This is a genomic window from Paenibacillus beijingensis (assembly GCF_000961095.1).
Classification (GTDB): Bacteria; Bacillota; Bacilli; order Paenibacillales; family Paenibacillaceae; genus Paenibacillus_O; species Paenibacillus_O beijingensis.
Genome location: NZ_CP011058.1, coordinates 5310615 through 5326219, shown reverse-complemented (window position 1 = coordinate 5326219; position 15605 = coordinate 5310615). Strand labels below are relative to the sequence as shown.

Genomic DNA, 15605 nt, shown 5'->3' with positions numbered 1-15605 from the left:
TAACATGCAAAGAACCTTCAGTCCCACGATATATAGTGGTTCTGAAGGTTCTTTTGCATTTTGCTGCGGTTGACTCATCCTGGTGGTACCAATTGGCAGTATTCAGCCGTTTATCTAAAGGATGACGCGGCGTGCCGTTGCGTAATGATTTTTCCAATAAGATGTACCCAAGCTGGATATGGTGACTCCGGTTTTGCCGTATGTATGCAAGATCCGGTTAGCGCCTGCATAAACGCCCACATGGCCGATGCTCCTGCCCGACCTGCCGGTGAAGAAAACAAGATCGCCTTTGCTCAAATAACCGCGCGAAACTTTTTTGCCCTTTGTGACTTGCTGCCGTGTCGTCCGCGGAAGGGAAATTCCGTTTTTCTTATAAATATATTGAATGAACGAGGAACAATCGAATGCGTATGTAACGCCGCTCGGAGCGCCGAGGCGGTATTTGACGCCCAAATATTGTTTGCCCGTTTTGAGGATTTTTTCCGCTTTCGGAGTGGCGGCTTCTGCCTTGTCGGAAGTGCCGAAAGCAAACGAGGAAAACCCGATGGCGGCGCAGAGGCTGACGCCGACGACTTTACGAATCCATCTCATGCTGCGCATAGTTATTGTTGTCCCTCCATCATGCTGACTGAAATATCCTTTATCTGAGTGTTACTTTACCATAATTTATATAACCTAATATTTACCAAGAAGGATGGAAGTGTTGATCTACGGCGTCTCAGACGTCTTTATGAGAATTGAGTGAGAATTTTCTAATTCTAAATGAATAAACATTCCTTTCGGACTCGGCAGATGCTTTTTTGCAGGAAATAAAAAGCGCATGAATATTGTAACGGACCCAAGCGGTGCTTATTCATGCAACGCGTTTATGGCTGATGGTGGTTGATAACGCTTGAAATGCACAATTCCGGCCAATATTTTGCGCAAATATGAGCAACAATGATATGCTCATATAGACAAAACTTAGCGATGAAAAGGGAGAACAGCCGTGGCTATATTAACGTTTCGGGGAACCGGAGACTCTATGGGAGTGCCCCGTGTATACTGCCCCTGCGCCGTTTGCGAGGAGGCGCGGGCCGTCGGCGGCAACCGCAGGCTGCGCTCGCTGCTGCAGATTGACGGTTTGGATGGAACCGAGGAAGAAAACACGATTCTCATTGACTGCGGCCCCGACTGGGGAAGACAGATGGAGGCGGCGGGACTGCGGCAAACGAAGCGGATCCTGATCACGCATGCTCATTTCGATCATATCGGCGGGCTTGTCGAGTGGGCGGACGCCTGCCGCTGGACCGAATCGAGAGGACAGGCATATGCGCCTTCCGAGGTTATTGCCGAAGTGTTGGGACGCTTTCCATGGTTGAAGGGACAGATCGATTTCCATGAACTGGACGCCCCGCGTATGTTCGGCGACTGGGAGGTCTCCTCGTGGAGAGTTCATCATGGGAAAAACGGCTATGCCTACGCCTTCCGTTTTGAACATAAAACGACGGGGCGAGCCTTTGCTTACTGCTCGGATTCGATCGGCTTGACAGCGGAGCAGAAGCGCCCTTTCGAAGACCTTGATTTGTTCATATTGGGCACCAGCTTTTATCACGAACCGTATCCGTACGAAACGCGGTCGGTATATGACGTAACGGAAGCGATGGAGCTGCTGAACGAACTTCGTCCGGGCCGAATGATACTGACTCATCTGTCTCATGACATTGATTTGCGCAAAGACTACGAACTTCCGCAACAAATGCAGTTTGCGCGCACGGGGATGAAGGTGGAGATTTAAAAAAGCGGAAGACAGCCGGTTACAACCGCTGTCTTCCGCTCTATTTTTAAATACGTGCTACCCGATCCCCATCTCGGCGCTGCCCTGCGAATGCCGGTACAGCTGCTCGTAGTAACCCCGCATGCGCAGCAGCTGCGCATGCGTACCTTCCTCGACAATCATGCCGGCGCTCATTACGATGATGCGGTCGGCCCCCATAACGGTGGAGAGGCGGTGGGCGATAACAAGTGTCGTTCTGCCCTTGGAAACCGCCTGCAGCGCCTGCTGCACCGTCTGCTCTGTCCGGGAATCGAGATTGGCCGTCGCCTCGTCCAGTATAAGAATGGCCGGCTGGAATACGACGATCCGGGCAAACGATATCAGCTGCCTTTCGCCGGCCGACAAGCCGCTTCCTTTATCCGACAGCATCGTTTCATAGCCTGCGGGCAGCCTGCGCACCAGATCGTCCGCGCCGACGAAACGGCAGGCGCTAATGACATCTTCCCTCGATATGCTTTCATCGAACAGCCTCACATTATCCAGGATGCTTCCGGAATAAAGATACGGCTCCTGCTGCACCAGCCCGACCGTCCGCTGCAGCTGCTCAAGCGGAATGTCACGGATGTCGGTGCCGTCGATCCGCACGCTGCCCTGCTGCACGTCATAAAACCGGCACAGCAGGCTGATCAGCGAGCTTTTGCCCGCGCCCGTCGTGCCGACGATCCCGATCATTTCTCCAGGGGCGATATGAAGTTCGAGCCCCTTCAGCACCGGTTCCTCCGCATTGTAGCCGAACACGACGCGGTTGTAATCGATTTGCCCCTGAACTGGTGATTCCGGCATCGATAATGGGCGGGCTGCTTCCTTCACATCCGGTTCCGTGCGGAACAGATTCCAGATCCGCTCCATTGAAACCGACGCCGATTGGAGCGTGTTCCACTGCTGGGTAATGGCGTTGATCGGCTGAAAAAACTGGCGGATATACGTAATGAACGCGTACAAGACGCCGAATTCGATCGTGTGATGAAAAACCGCCCTGCCGCCGATCCACGTCAAAAAAGCGATGGACAGATTGCCGAGCAGATCGAAGGAACGGTTGAAGAGCACGCTTGTGCGGATTTCCCGCAGATTCGCTTTGTAATAGAACCGGTTCCGCTCGTCAAACTCGAGCTGCTGCTCCTTTTCCTGGTGAAACGCCTGAATAAGGTTCATGCCTGCCAAATTTTCCGCCACGAAAGCGATCAGGCGAGAGAGCCGGGAACGTGACGCTTGGTACGTTTTGCGCATATAGGAGCGGAACGAGACCGCAATCAGCGCAATGACCGGCAGCAGCAACATGCTGTATCCGGCCAATACGGGATCGAGCTGGAACATCAGCACGATAATAAAAATTAACGTCATACCGTCGCGCATGAGACTGAGACAAACTTGCGTAAAAAACTGGTTGATCGTCTCGGTGTCGCTCGACACGTGGGTGACGAGGCTTCCGCTGGAGAAGCGGTCGAAAAACGACGGAGACAACCGCGTAATATGCGCAAACAGATCTTTGCGGATGCGGGCGACGATGCTCTGGCCGGCGAATTGGATCAGGTTGCTCTGCAAATAGGAGAACAGGAAACTGAGCAGCGACAGCAGCAAATAAATGCCGCAAATAATAAGCAGCATGCCGTAATCGTTGCGGCCGATCATCAGGTTGTCGTCGATGGCGATTTTGACGAGATAAGGCTGCAGCAAATCGGCGGAAATGGCAATGAGCGTGCAGCCGAAGACGCCGAAGAATGTTTTGCGGTGCGGCTTGGCATAAGCGAGAATGCCTTTGAAAGACGCTTTTCCCGGTATCGCGTTGTTGCCGGATACGGCGGGAGCGATACTGCCTGTGCCCTCGTTTCGGCTGTCTGTGCGGTTACGTTGCGGACGCATTTTTCGCGCCTCCTTCCTGCAGGCGATACAGCTCCCGGTATATTCCTTCCTCCAGCAGCAGCTTGCTGTGCGTTCCCCGCTGCGCGATCCGCCCTTCATCGAGCACGATGATTTCATCGGCGTGCTTCAGCGCGCTGATCCGGTGAGCGATAATGAGCGTCGTCTTCTTTTTGCGCAGCCGCCGGATGTTGCCGATAATCGCCGTTTCCGTGACGGCGTCGACGGCGCTGACGCTGTCGTCCAGAATGAGAATGGGCGCGTCTTTGATCAGTCCTCTCGCAAGCGAAGTGCGCTGCCGCTGACCGCCGGAGAGGGTGACTCCCCGTTCGCCCAGCTTCGTGCCGAAGCCTTCCTTGAAGCCCATTATGCTGTCATAAATGTGCGCTTCTTTGGACGCCGCTTCCACAGCCGCAAGCGATGCGTCCCGCTGCGAGAAGGCGATATTGTCCCGCAGCGTCGTGCTGAACAGAAATCCGTCCTGCGGAACGTAAGCGATGTCGCCGCGCAAACTTTCGAGCGTAACGGTGCGGATTTCGCGCCCGCCGATATATATCGTGCCTGCTGGCGCGTCGTAAATGCGCAGCAGCAGCTTGACGAGCGTCGTTTTGCCGCTGCCTGTTTTGCCGATGATGCCGACTGTTTTTCCGTCCGGTATCGTAAGATTGATGCCGAGAAGCGCATCGCGGCCGGACCCGGGATAACGGAACGACAGGGAACGGATGTGGATATCCGCACTATGCTGAAGCAGCGGCGCCGCTTCCTTCTGCTCTTGGATGTCGCCTTCGGTAGCCAGCAGCTTCCCGATGCGCTCCAGCGATGCGCGCGAGCGCTGCATCGTGTTGATGACGTTGCCGATTTGTTGAAGGGGGTTAATCATGAGCCGGACGTACAGCGTCAGCGACACGAAGCTGCCCATCGAGATGCTTCCCCGCATCGTCAAAAACCCGCCGTATGCGATCGTCACGATAAGCGAAAGCGTGCCGAGAAACGGAAGCAGCGCCTGAAAAACCGAGGAGATCCGTACGAGCTGCAGCTGATTCGCTTTAATATCGTCCACCTTGGCGCCGAAACGGGTAATCATAATCCGTTCCACGGCGAATTTTTTCGTTACCCGGATGCCGCCGAACTGTTCTTCCGCCGCTTCGGTCATGGCGCCGAGCGAATTTTGCACGGTCATCGAACGCTGCCGGATTTGCGGGCCGAACCGGACGACCAGCCATGGAATGAACAGCAGCGGAGCGACGCAGGTAACGATTAGAAACGGAGGGATGGAGCTGGTCAGCATCATGACGACGGCGGACAAAATGAGGATGGAAGCATTCGTCGTATGGTTGAGACAAACGGAAATCGATTCCCGGACAGAGGTGACGTCATTCATAACGTAGCTGAGCATCTGTCCGACTCCATGTTTGGAATAATACGATTCGCTTAAGCTTGTGAAGTGGCGGAACAGGCTGCCGCGAGTCAAGAGCTCGAACCCGCGTCCCAGCCGCATAATGACATATTGGCCGAGCCCGGCCATCGAGCCGTACAGCAGGCCGATCACCAGCAGAATAAGTCCGTACCGTTCGATGTCGGGAATGGTGATGCTGCCGCTTTTCAGGCGGTCGGTAAACTGTCCGAGCACTTTGGGGTAGTAGGCTTGAATCACGTTGCCTGCCGCAATCAACAGAATGGCGAACAAGTAGTAGAACGCTTTTGACCGCAAATAATAAGTTAGGAGCCGCTGCGCTTTCAATTGATCACTTCCCTGCGCCTTGATTAAAGATAAGAACATTTTTAGCTGCACACTTTAACTTTCACATTGCGGCGCGAAACTTCGATCGCCAATAGGACGGTGAAAGCAGTTGCTGGCTATAACCTTAAATATTATACCTTTGCGTGCAAAATGTTTCACCTCTAAGATATTAACGTTAGTGTATGTTTTCGGAAGAAAAAGGGAGCACCCGGGAGGTCGGTTCGGAAAATGAGCGTTATGGGGGAAAAGGGGCTAATCAGCCCCTGCTTTGGATAACGAGCAGATGCCCTTCGGAGATGGAAATGGTGCCGGTGCGGTCCAAAAGCCGGTTGCTGATGCCGAGCGATTGCCCGATTGTCAGCTCCGCATCCGTCAGCGGATACTGAAATCCGGTTAATGTAATGCCCGTAACGACAGGCGACAGCGGCAGCAGCGAAACTTGATCGTAGCCTTCGCTGCGAATGCAGAGCGCCCCGCGGGGGCCGATGAGACGCACGGCATTGTCGGCATCCATCACGACGGTGTCAACACCCGCTTCACCCGCGGTTCGAAGCAGATGCACATTGGCAAGCGAGTGGTCAAAACGGCTTCCGAGCCCCCGGCAATGACGATTTGCGCAGGCGCACGTTCCAGCGCAATCCGGAAAGCGAGCTCGGTATCGGTGTAATCTTTGTCGATCGGATCGAAGCCGCGAAAAACGCGGCTGCCGCTGCGAACCGCCTCGAGCTGCTCCGGCGTAACGGTGTCGAAGTCGCCGACGGCGAGATCGGGCGTGAAACCGGCCTCCAGCAGAAAAAATGCGCCTTTGTCTGCACCTATCAAATAATCGCCCGGCTGCGGCAGCCGCAGCGCCCAATCACCGAGGTTGCCCCCCGTGAAGATCACAACGCGGCTGCTGCTCATCTGAAGGTCCATATCGCATTCGTCCTTTCCGCGAAAAGCAATTCATGATGTTAGAAAGTATACCCGTGCTGGCGGCAGGGGGCAACCGGAAGGCGTAAAATGCGTTATTGCGCGAAGCGGCGGCTGGCGATACAATAGAACGGGCATAAAACAAAAAATGGTTTCGATTGTTAACTAAAATTCGGAGGAAGAAGCAATTGGATACGGAAATTTTTACAATATTCAGCATTATCGGTACGGCCGCTTTCGCCATCAGCGGCGCGGTTGTCGCCATGGAAGAGGAATACGACATATTGGGCGTATTTGTGCTTGGGCTTGTGACCGCATTCGGCGGCGGGGTTATCCGCAATCTGCTCATCGGAGTGCCGGCATCGACGCTGTGGAATCAGGGGACGCTGCTTAAAGTGGCGCTGGCCGCAACAGCCGTCGCATTTTTAATGCCGAAGGGATGGCTGAAGACGTGGAGGAGAGGCGAAGCGCTGTTTGACGCCATCGGCCTTTCGGCTTTTGCCATACAGGGTGCGATTTACGCAACGGAGATGAAGCATCCGCTCAGCGCAGTGCTCGTAGCGGCGGTACTGACCGGCATCGGCGGAGGCATGATCCGCGATATTCTTGCCGGCCGCAAGCCGCTTGTGCTCAGAGACGAAATTTACGCGGTATGGGCGATGCTGGCCGGAGCGGCAGTAGGCTTTGGATGGGTTCAAACGACCGTTGAACTGATGCTGCTGTTTGTATCCGTCATTGTGGTGCGCATGCTCTCGGTCACGTTTAAATGGAAGCTGCCGAGGCGTTCGCTGTACGGCTTTTCGGCGGAACCGAACGTTTCGCTCATTCACGGCAGACCTGCCCTTTTCGCCAGTCTGTTCGGAGGAAAGCGAGTCAAGGGCCGCATCGGCGGAGACGGCGAGCGTTAATGGGAAGGGGAGAGAAACGTATGGATCATAAACCGGTCAGCGTGCTGTTTGTATGCTTGGGCAATATTTGCCGTTCTCCAATGGCGGAAGCGGTCATGCGGCATTTGATTGAGGAAAGAGGGCTCGCCGGCTCGATTAAGGTTGATTCCGCCGGAACGGGGGATTGGCATGTCGGTCATCCGCCTCATAAAGGGACGAGACAGCTACTTGAAAGGGAAGGCATCCGCGCGGACGGCCTCATTGCGCGGCAGCTTCGCCGCGGCGACCTGGAGACGTTCGACTACTTGGTATGTATGGACGACAGCAATGTATCCGGTGTGCTGGTGGCGGCTGCGAAGCATGGGCTTTCCGCTTCCGGGAAGGTGTTCAAGTTAACCGATCTGGTGCCTGACAAGGGAGTTGACGGTGTGCCAGACCCTTATTACACCGGTAATTTTGATGAAGTGTATGAGCTGGTCCGCGCCGGTTGCGAGCGGCTGCTTGAACGGATTGTGAGCGAATCCCGGTAATATGGAAAACCCCCGAGCTTGGCAGTCCGCCAAGTCCGGGGGTTTCATTATGTCTAGAGCCTGCTTTCGCGGTTAGTCCAAAAAGTAGGCGAGACCGTCCGGAAGCTCCTTTTGCCAAGAGCCCCACTGGTGTTTGCCGTCTTTCTCGGTATAATGGAGGCTGGCGCCGCGCGCTTCAAGCAACTCTTTCATCTGCCGATTCAGCGTTACGAAGTCGAACGTCCCGTGATCGGTCTCATAAGCGGTTTCCTGGAGCCCGACATGCATGTACAGATTCAGCCCGGCAAGATTGTCAGCTGCTGCCACGATTGCCTGGGAAGCTTCATAAAAAGCGCCGGAAAGGGACAAAATGTTGGAGAACAGATCCGGATAGCGCAGCGCCAGATGCAGCGATACCGTGCCTCCCAGCGAATCGCCGGCAAGCAGCCGCTCCGAGCGTTCCCGGCGGATCGGGTACCGCGATTCCAGGAAAGGAACCAATTCTTCGCCGAAGAAGCGTACATATGCCTCGTGACGCCCGCCGTCAGGCGAATACTCGCTCGTACGCAGTTTTTTGTTCACATCGACGCCAATAATAACAAAAGGCTCCAGCTCGCCGTCCAGGATCAGCTTGTTGGCAATCGTGGCGATCCGCCCGAAGTTGAAGAAGTCTTCGCCGTCCTGGCAGTACACGGCCGGATAACTGAGCACTTCGTTGTAACCGGGCGGCAAATAAATGCGCAGGTCGCGGCTTCCTTCCGGAAGAAAGGAGCTTACGGCCGTTTCTTTTACAATCGTCCGTTTTAAATAGCGGTCGTCCGTCATTTCGATTTCTCCTTTATTTGCTGCATGGAATGATACGCTTTCGGGTAAACAATAGAATGAGATACAGCATCGGAATTAGGGCATTCAAAGGCCCCGTGCTGCGGCTGCGGTGCCGGATCGGTGAAAACGCTATTGTACTACTCTGTATTATTGATTTTGTTAAACTGTTACACATACAATTTCCCCGAAAAAAAGCCCAAATCAATGAAAAATGCGGTATTTTCACTTTTTTATTTTGACCAATTTCGCTAAACAGGTTTATAATAATTCTATAACAGAAGACAACGATATTCAAATATTTTGATCGAGGTGATCGTTGATTATGAGCAAGCTGCTTAACAAAGTTCCTTACGAAGTTGAAAGTCCAGACGTTGAAGCGCTGACGATTTTATCGCCGGAGGGCGAAGTTGTAAATCCTGATCTGATGCCGAATTTGAGCGACGAACAATTGAAAGAATTAATGTACCGTATGGTATTTACCCGTACATGGGACGAACGCGCCGTTAATCTCGGCCGTCAAGGACGTCTCGGCTTCTATGCGCCGGTATCCGGCCAGGAAGCTTCCATGATCGGCAGCGAATACGCGCTGAACAAAGACGACTTCATTTGCCCGGGCTACCGCGATATGCCGCAGATCGTATGGCACGGACTGCCGTTGTACCAGGCGTTTCTGTATTCCCGCGGTCATCAGCACGGCGGACAAATTCCGGAAGACGTGCATGTTTTGATGCCGCAGATCATTATCGGCGCGCAAATTTTGCATGCAACCGGAGTTGCGATGGCGTTTAAGAAAAAAGGCGAGAAGCGCGTCGCGATTACGTATACCGGCGATGGCGGTTCTTCCGAAGGCGATTTCTACGAAGGCTTGAACTTTGCCGGTGCTTACAAGCTGCCGGTCATTTACACGGTTCAAAACAACCGCTACGCGATTACGACTCCGTACGAGAAACAGACGGCTGCCCAATCGATCGCCCACAAAGCGCTTGCCGCCGGCATTAAAGGCGTTCAAGTCGACGGCATGGACGTTCTTGCGGTTTACAAAGCGGTATCGGAAGCGGCGGAGCGCGGCCGCAACGGCGAAGGCGCAACGCTGATCGAGCTGCTGACGTACCGTTTCCGTCCGCACTCCTTGGCTGACGACACGACCAAATACCGTACGAAAGACGAAGAAGGCGAATGGAGCCTGAAGGATCCGATTATCCGTTTCGGCAAGTACCTGGCCAAGAAAGGTCTTTGGTCGGAAGAAGATACGGAGCGCGTCAAAGAGGAAGCGAAAGCGGCTGTAAACGAAAACATCAAGAAAGCCGAAGCGACGGAAAAAATGACGGTTGCCGGCCTGATCGACACGATGTTTGAACAAACACCGCAACATCTGGAAGAGCAAAAATCCGATTTCCAATAATATAGATTGCTGAATTCGCTGATCGATTGAAGGAGGAACCTGTAATCATGGCTCAAATGAATATGCTTGAAGCACTCCGCGACGCCATGCGGACGGAGCTTAAAAACGATCCAAACGTGTTTATTTTCGGCGAGGACGTCGGTCATACGGGCGGCGTGTTCCGGGTAACGGAAGGGCTGCAGAAAGAATTCGGCGAAGACCGCGTCTTCGATACGCCGCTGGCCGAATCCGCTATCGCCGGTATGGCGGTCGGGATGGGCGTGCAAGGCTTCCGTCCCATCGCGGAAATCCAGTTTGTCGGCTTCATTTATGAAGCGCTTGACCAAATGTTCGTTCAGGCGGCGCGCATGCGTTACCGCTCCGGCGGACGCTACAACGCCCCGATCGTATTCCGCACGCCGTTCGGCGGCGGGGTAAAAGCTGCCGAGCTGCATACCGATTCCCTGGAAGGTCTCGCGCTGCAAACGCCGGGCATCAAAGTTATCGTGCCTTCCAACCCGTACGATGCCAAAGGCTTGATGATCTCGGCGATCCGCGACAACGACCCTGTCTTTTTCATGGAGCACCTCAATCTGTACCGGGCATTCCGCGCCGAAGTTCCGGAAGGCGAGTACACGGTGCCGATCGGCAAAGCGAACGTCGTTCGCGAAGGCACGGATGTTACGATTATCGCTTACGGCATGATGGTTCATACCGCCGTCAAAGCGGCCGACGAGCTTGAAAAGAACGGCATCAAAGCGGAAGTCATCGACCTGCGTACGCTGCTGCCGCTTGATATCGACACGATCGTTGCTTCCATCCAAAAAACGAACCGGGCAATCGTTGTGCAGGAAGCACAAAAAACGTCCGGTGCGGCTGCGGAAATCATCGCGCAAATTAACGAAAAAGCGATTCTTCATCTTGAAGCTCCCGTGCTGCGGGTAGCAGGCCCGGATACCGTTTATCCGTTCGCTCAAATCGAAGATGCTTGGCTGCCTACACCTGCCCGTATTGTGGCGGCTGCCAAAAATGTGCTGGAATTTTAATCCCTTTCCTATTTCTTAACGGCAACAATAGACGAAACTGACAGCACCGCTTGCCAGTATGTCGTGGAACGGCACCCAGTCTGCAGCCGGGCGTTAGTCCGGCTGCAGACTCGGCTTGTCCCGCAGTAATGGATTTTTATGGCAGTGCAGATATGAAGGAGGCTCGCAAGGTGGCGAAATTTGAATACCGGTTTCCAGAGCTGGGCGAAGGGTTGCATGAAGGCGAAATTATTAAGATGCACATCAAGCCCGGCGATAAAGTAACAGATGACGATATTATTATGGAAGTCCAAAACGACAAGGCGATTGTCGAGGTTCCGTGCCCTGTGAACGGTACCATTTTGGAAGTAAAAGCAAAAGACGGTCAAGTGTGCAAAGTCGGTGAAGTGGTTGCCGTCATCGACGCGGAAGGCGATCTGCCGGAAGGCGCGGTGCCTGGAGAAGACAGCAGCGCGGAAGTTGCGAAGGCTGAAGCCGAATCCGTCGCTCCGGGCGCGGTCAAAGCCGACGCCGAAGTGAAGGCGAAAGAAGTACCGGCAGCAGGCGGAGCGGAAGCTTCGAAGCCGGCGGGCGCGCTTGTGCTCGCAACGCCGAGCATCCGCAAGTTTGCACGCGAAAAAGGCGTCGATATTGCCGCAGTGAGCGGCACCGGCAAAAACGGCCGAATTACCCGCGAAGACGTGGAATCGTTCACCGGCGGCGCGGCGGCTCCTGCCGCGGCCGACAACGCGGCTGCAGCGGCCAAGGGCGCTGCCGAAGCGAAAGCGGCTCCGGTTGCTGCGCAAGGCGGAGACCGTCCGGAAGAGCGGCTGCCGTTCAAAGGCATCCGCAAAATCATTGCAAACGCAATGTCCAAATCGGTCTACACCGCTCCTCACGTTACGATCATGGACGAAGTGGACGTAACCGCGCTTGTTGAGCTGCGCACGAAAGCGAAGCCGGTTGCCGAGAAGAAAGGCGTGAAGCTGACTTACCTGCCTTTCATCGTGAAGGCGCTGGTCGCGGCGTGCCGTCAATTCCCGATCATGAACGCGACGCTGGACGAAGAAAATCAGGAAATCGTACTGCGCAAATACTATAACATCGGGATTGCTACCGATACGGAGAACGGTCTGATCGTGCCGGTAATCGAGCATGCCGACCGCAAAAACGTATGGATGATCGCCGAGAAAATCAAAGATTTGGCCGTGCGCGGCCGCGACGGCAAGCTTGCCGGAAACGAGCTGAAAGGAAGCACGATTACAATTTCGAACATCGGCTCCGCCGGCGGCATGTTCTTTACGCCTGTCATCAACTTCCCTGAAGTGGCGATTCTCGGCACGGGCCGCATTTCGCAGAAACCGGTTGTTAAAAACGGCGAAATTGTGCCTGCATCGGTAATGGCTCTGTCGCTCAGCTTCGACCATCGTCTGATCGACGGCGCAACCGCACAAAACTTTATGAACTATATTAAGCAGCTTCTGGCCGATCCGGAACTGCTCGTTATGGAGGTTTAATCCATGGTAGTAGGAGACGCATCTCTCGATATCGATACACTGGTCATCGGCGCCGGCCCCGGCGGCTATGTGGCGGCAATCCGTGCCGCCCAGCTGGGCCAAAGCGTACTGTGCGTGGAAAAAGAATACGTCGGCGGCGTCTGCTTGAACGTCGGCTGTATTCCGTCCAAAGCGCTCATTTCGGCTTCCCATCAATATGAGTCCATCGGTCATGCCGCTTCCATGGGCATCACGGCGGACAACGCTTCGGTCGATTGGTCCAAAGTGCAAGAATTCAAAGGCGGCGTAGTGAAAAAGCTGACCGGCGGCGTTGCTTCTCTGCTGAAAGCGAACAAAGTTCAATATTTCAACGGCGAAGTGATGTTCATCAACGAAAATGAAGCCCGCGTTTTCAACGACCAGGAAGCGCCGCGCTACCGGTTCAAAAACTGCATCATCGCGACCGGCTCCCGCCCGATCGAGCTGAAAGCATTCCCGTTCGGCGGCCGTATCGTTTCGTCGACCGGCGCGCTGTCGCTGCCGGAAATTCCGAAGAGCCTCGTCGTTATCGGCGGCGGTTATATCGGAATCGAGCTCAGCCAAATGTTCTCCAAATTCGGCACGAAAGTGACGGTCATCGAAGGCTCCGACTCCATCCTGCCGGGCTTCGACAAAGACATGTCCTCACTCGTGGCGAAGAAGCTGAAAGGCAAAGATGCGACGATCATTACGGGCGCACAGGCCAAAGGCGCGGAGCAAACCGACAAAGACGTTACCGTCACGTATTCGGTCGGCGACAAGGAAGAGAAAATTACGGCTGATTACCTGCTTGTTACGGTCGGTCGCCGTCCGAACACCGACGGCGATCTCGGTCTTGATCTGATCAACCTGAAAATGACCGATCGCGGTCTGATCGAAGTGAATGACGAAGGCCGTACGAGCATTCCGCATATTTTCGCTATCGGCGATATTGTTCCGGGACTCGCGCTCGCTCACAAAGCAATGTATGAGGGCCGCGTTGCAGCCGAAGTCATTGCGGGGCTGCCGAGCAAAGTGGACTACAAGTGCATGCCTGCCGTCTGCTTCTCGGATCCGGAATGCGCAAGCGTCGGTTACACGGAGAAGGAAGCGAAGGAGAAAGGCCACAACGTGAAGGTCGGCAAATTCCCGTTTGCCGCCAACGGCCGCGCCTTGTCTCTTAACGGAGCGGAAGGTTTTGTGAAGATCGTTGCCGACGCGGACAGCGGCTTCGTGCTCGGTGCTCACATTGCCGGCATCGAAGCTTCCAACATGATTGCGGAGCTGGGACTGGCGATTGAAATGGGCGCGACGCTCGAAGATATCGCACTCACCATTCATGCTCACCCGACTCTCGGCGAAATTGTGCTGGATGCTGCGGAAGTGGCGCTTGGCCATCCGATCCATACGTTTGTAAAGTAACCTAATCCGCCGGTTTGTCCGTCTGCCGCCGGAATCGGGCAGCGGACGCGGATAATCGGATATTTCAGAGGCTGCGCAGGCTCGATGTCTGCCGGCCTCTTTTTTCTTCCTTTTACATTCGCCGTGATGGTGTTCCGCTGCGTATATTCGGATCATACTTTCCGTAAGAATACTGCGCGTATTTGAAACGAGATGCATTTCGATTGGTATGAAATGTCGCACACGGACCGGCTGAATAATGGTACGATAGTTGGATATCAATAGGTGACAGGCGGTGCAGATTTGTGAAAGCGTATTTGGATTTGCTAAAGGATATTTTGGAGAACGGTACGGTTAAAGATGACCGCACCGGCACCGGCACCATTTCGGTGTTTGGACGCATGCTCCGCTTTGACTTGAGCGAGGGCTTTCCGATTGTAACGACGAAGCGGGTTCATATGAAATCGATCGTTCATGAGCTGCTCTGGTTTTTGAGCGGCGATACGAACGTCCGCTATTTGCAGGAAAACGGAGTGCGCATCTGGAACGAGTGGGCGGACGAAAACGGCGATCTTGGGCCGGTCTACGGCTCCCAGTGGCGGGCCTGGGAAGGGGAAGACGGACGTCTTTACGACCAAATTGCGGCCGTCGTAGAGTCGATCCGCAACAATCCCGACTCCCGCCGGCATATGGTGAGCGCATGGAACGTCGCGAAGATCGACGAAATGAAGCTTCCGCCATGCCATTATGTTTTTCAATTTTATGTCAGCGGCGGGAAGCTGAGCTGCATGTTTACGATGCGCTCCTCGGATACGTTCCTCGGCCTGCCGTTTAATCTTGCGCAATATGCGCTGCTGACGCATATGATCGCCGAGCAGTGCGGTCTTGAACCGGGGGAACTCATTTATTCCGGATCCGACGTCCATATTTATTCCAATCACCTGGACCAGGTGAAGCTTCAGCTAACGCGGGAGCCGTTTCCGCTGCCGAAGCTGCTCATCAAGCGCAAGCCGGATTCCATATTCGACTACCGGTTTGACGATTTTGAACTGCTTGATTATGCGCATCACCCGACGATCAAGGCGGATGTATCCGTATAGAAAGGGGTCATCAAGGATGTCCATCACACTGATTGCGGCAATGGACCGCAACCGGGCGATCGGAACAAACAACGGGCTGCCGTGGAGGCTGCCGGCGGATATGAAGTATTTTATTCGGCAGACGACGGGCAAAACGGTTCTGATGGGCCGCAAGACGTTTCAGTCGTTCGGGGAAAAACCTCTAAAAGACCGCCGCAACGTTATATTAACTCGCAGCGCCGACTATCGTCCCGAGGGTGCGGAGACCGTTTCGTCGATCGAGGAAGCGCTCGGCCGTTATGCCGGCGACGGGGAGCTGATGGTCATCGGCGGGGAGGATATTTACCGCCAGCTGCTGCCCTATGCGGATCGGGTGCTGCTGACCGAGATCGACGAGGCGTTTGGAGGCACGGACGCTTATTTTCCGGAGCTTGATGAACGCGAGTGGAAACTGGACGCAAGCGTACCGGGACAGCGGGATGAGAAAAACAAGTACGACTTCAACTTTCAAACTTACGTCCGCATCTGAACGGACCGGGATCGAGCCTGACTTCTTTCCGGATGAGAGCCGGCAGTTTTCTAACGCGATACGAAATGTTTGTGTTATATTTTTGCAGTTGATGTCGGCTATGGTGACATGGCATACCCATTTATTGGA

The 15605-nt window shown here is 54.4% G+C and carries 15 protein-coding genes; 9 read left to right on the top strand and 6 right to left on the bottom strand.

Translation table 11 applies throughout. The annotated features are described in order from the left end of the window. Positions 1-114: 114 nt before the first annotated feature. Positions 115-600 carry a C40 family peptidase gene (locus VN24_RS24045; RefSeq protein WP_052703128.1) on the bottom strand — a complete coding sequence of 162 codons (486 nt, stop codon included), beginning with the start codon at positions 598-600 and terminating at the stop codon, positions 115-117. 388 nt (positions 601-988) lie between these two features. On the opposite strand from VN24_RS24045, the gene VN24_RS24040 reads away from it, so the two are divergent. Then, entirely contained in the window at positions 989-1777 is a 789-nt protein-coding gene (locus VN24_RS24040; RefSeq protein WP_148505297.1) for an MBL fold metallo-hydrolase, read from the top strand. A 57-nt stretch (positions 1778-1834) separates the two neighbouring features. Here the strand turns inward: VN24_RS24040 and VN24_RS24035 are convergent, their stop codons facing one another. The 4 genes from VN24_RS24035 to VN24_RS28610 all read right to left on the bottom strand — a co-directional run bounded on the left by VN24_RS24035 (position 1835) and on the right by VN24_RS28610 (position 6329). After that, positions 1835-3676, bottom strand: coding sequence for an ABC transporter ATP-binding protein (locus tag VN24_RS24035; protein ID WP_082084115.1), 1842 nt, complete (start codon positions 3674-3676; stop codon positions 1835-1837). Continuing rightward, the gene (locus VN24_RS24030; protein WP_148505296.1) at positions 3660-5453 is read right to left on the bottom strand and encodes an ABC transporter ATP-binding protein; all 1794 of its coding nucleotides are present in this window, start codon (positions 5451-5453) and stop codon (positions 3660-3662) included. Before VN24_RS24030 ends, VN24_RS24035 begins: the two co-directional genes overlap by 17 nt. A gap of 217 nt (positions 5454-5670) precedes the next feature. After that, the gene (locus tag VN24_RS28615) at positions 5671-5928 is read right to left on the bottom strand and encodes a hypothetical protein (protein ID WP_338012242.1); all 258 of its coding nucleotides are present in this window, start codon (positions 5926-5928) and stop codon (positions 5671-5673) included. After that, entirely contained in the window at positions 5928-6329 is a 402-nt protein-coding gene (locus VN24_RS28610; RefSeq protein WP_338012200.1) for a thiamine pyrophosphokinase, read from the bottom strand. Before VN24_RS28610 ends, VN24_RS28615 begins: the two co-directional genes overlap by 1 nt. Before the next feature lie 185 nt (positions 6330-6514). On the opposite strand from VN24_RS28610, the gene VN24_RS24020 reads away from it, so the two are divergent. Beyond that, on the top strand, positions 6515-7234 hold the full coding sequence (locus VN24_RS24020) for a trimeric intracellular cation channel family protein (RefSeq protein WP_082084114.1): 720 nt from the start codon (positions 6515-6517) through the stop codon (positions 7232-7234). Between the two features lie 20 nt (positions 7235-7254). Then, on the top strand, positions 7255-7743 hold the full coding sequence (locus VN24_RS24015; protein ID WP_045672481.1) for a low molecular weight protein-tyrosine-phosphatase: 489 nt from the start codon (positions 7255-7257) through the stop codon (positions 7741-7743). A 72-nt stretch (positions 7744-7815) separates the two neighbouring features. Here VN24_RS24015 and VN24_RS24010 read toward each other — a convergent pair whose 3' ends face one another. Beyond that, positions 7816-8547, bottom strand: a complete 732-nt coding sequence (locus VN24_RS24010; protein ID WP_045672480.1) for an alpha/beta hydrolase — start codon at positions 8545-8547, stop codon at positions 7816-7818. Positions 8548-8869: 322 nt separating this feature from the next. On the opposite strand from VN24_RS24010, the gene pdhA reads away from it, so the two are divergent. From pdhA to VN24_RS23980, 6 genes are all read left to right on the top strand, one after another. Continuing rightward, positions 8870-9949: a pyruvate dehydrogenase (acetyl-transferring) E1 component subunit alpha gene (gene pdhA, locus VN24_RS24005; RefSeq protein WP_045672479.1), complete on the top strand. Its 1080-nt coding sequence runs from the start codon at positions 8870-8872 to the stop codon at positions 9947-9949. A gap of 47 nt (positions 9950-9996) precedes the next feature. Then, a complete protein-coding gene (locus VN24_RS24000) occupies positions 9997-10974 on the top strand; it encodes an alpha-ketoacid dehydrogenase subunit beta (RefSeq protein WP_045672478.1) in 978 nt (325 codons plus the stop codon). 170 nt (positions 10975-11144) lie between these two features. Then, positions 11145-12470 carry a dihydrolipoamide acetyltransferase family protein gene (locus tag VN24_RS23995; protein WP_045672477.1) on the top strand — a complete coding sequence of 442 codons (1326 nt, stop codon included), beginning with the start codon at positions 11145-11147 and terminating at the stop codon, positions 12468-12470. A 3-nt stretch (positions 12471-12473) separates the two neighbouring features. Beyond that, positions 12474-13889: a dihydrolipoyl dehydrogenase gene (gene lpdA / locus VN24_RS23990; RefSeq protein ID WP_045672476.1), complete on the top strand. Its 1416-nt coding sequence runs from the start codon at positions 12474-12476 to the stop codon at positions 13887-13889. A gap of 284 nt (positions 13890-14173) precedes the next feature. Next, positions 14174-14968, top strand: coding sequence for a thymidylate synthase (locus VN24_RS23985; RefSeq protein WP_045672475.1), 795 nt, complete (start codon positions 14174-14176; stop codon positions 14966-14968). A 16-nt stretch (positions 14969-14984) separates the two neighbouring features. After that, on the top strand, positions 14985-15476 hold the full coding sequence (locus VN24_RS23980; RefSeq protein ID WP_045672474.1) for a dihydrofolate reductase: 492 nt from the start codon (positions 14985-14987) through the stop codon (positions 15474-15476). Positions 15477-15605 lie beyond the last annotated feature (129 nt).

What these genes read in the sequence shown, in the direction of transcription:
- VN24_RS24045 (WP_052703128.1), bottom strand. Translation starts at nt 600, where the DNA reads ATGCGCAGCATGAGATGGATTCGTAAAGTCGTCGGCGTCAGCCTCTGC.
- VN24_RS24015 (WP_045672481.1), top strand. Translation starts at nt 7,255, where the DNA reads ATGGATCATAAACCGGTCAGCGTGCTGTTTGTATGCTTGGGCAATATT.
- VN24_RS23980 (WP_045672474.1), top strand. Translation starts at nt 14,985, where the DNA reads ATGTCCATCACACTGATTGCGGCAATGGACCGCAACCGGGCGATCGGA.
- VN24_RS24000 (WP_045672478.1), top strand. Translation starts at nt 9,997, where the DNA reads ATGGCTCAAATGAATATGCTTGAAGCACTCCGCGACGCCATGCGGACG.
- VN24_RS24010 (WP_045672480.1), bottom strand. Translation starts at nt 8,547, where the DNA reads ATGACGGACGACCGCTATTTAAAACGGACGATTGTAAAAGAAACGGCC.
- VN24_RS28610 (WP_338012200.1), bottom strand. Translation starts at nt 6,329, where the DNA reads ATGGACCTTCAGATGAGCAGCAGCCGCGTTGTGATCTTCACGGGGGGC.
- VN24_RS24030 (WP_148505296.1), bottom strand. Translation starts at nt 5,453, where the DNA reads ATGTTCTTATCTTTAATCAAGGCGCAGGGAAGTGATCAATTGAAAGCG.
- lpdA (WP_045672476.1), top strand. Translation starts at nt 12,474, where the DNA reads ATGGTAGTAGGAGACGCATCTCTCGATATCGATACACTGGTCATCGGC.
- VN24_RS28615 (WP_338012242.1), bottom strand. Translation starts at nt 5,928, where the DNA reads ATGGATGCCGACAATGCCGTGCGTCTCATCGGCCCCCGCGGGGCGCTC.
- pdhA (WP_045672479.1), top strand. Translation starts at nt 8,870, where the DNA reads ATGAGCAAGCTGCTTAACAAAGTTCCTTACGAAGTTGAAAGTCCAGAC.
- VN24_RS24035 (WP_082084115.1), bottom strand. Translation starts at nt 3,676, where the DNA reads ATGCGTCCGCAACGTAACCGCACAGACAGCCGAAACGAGGGCACAGGC.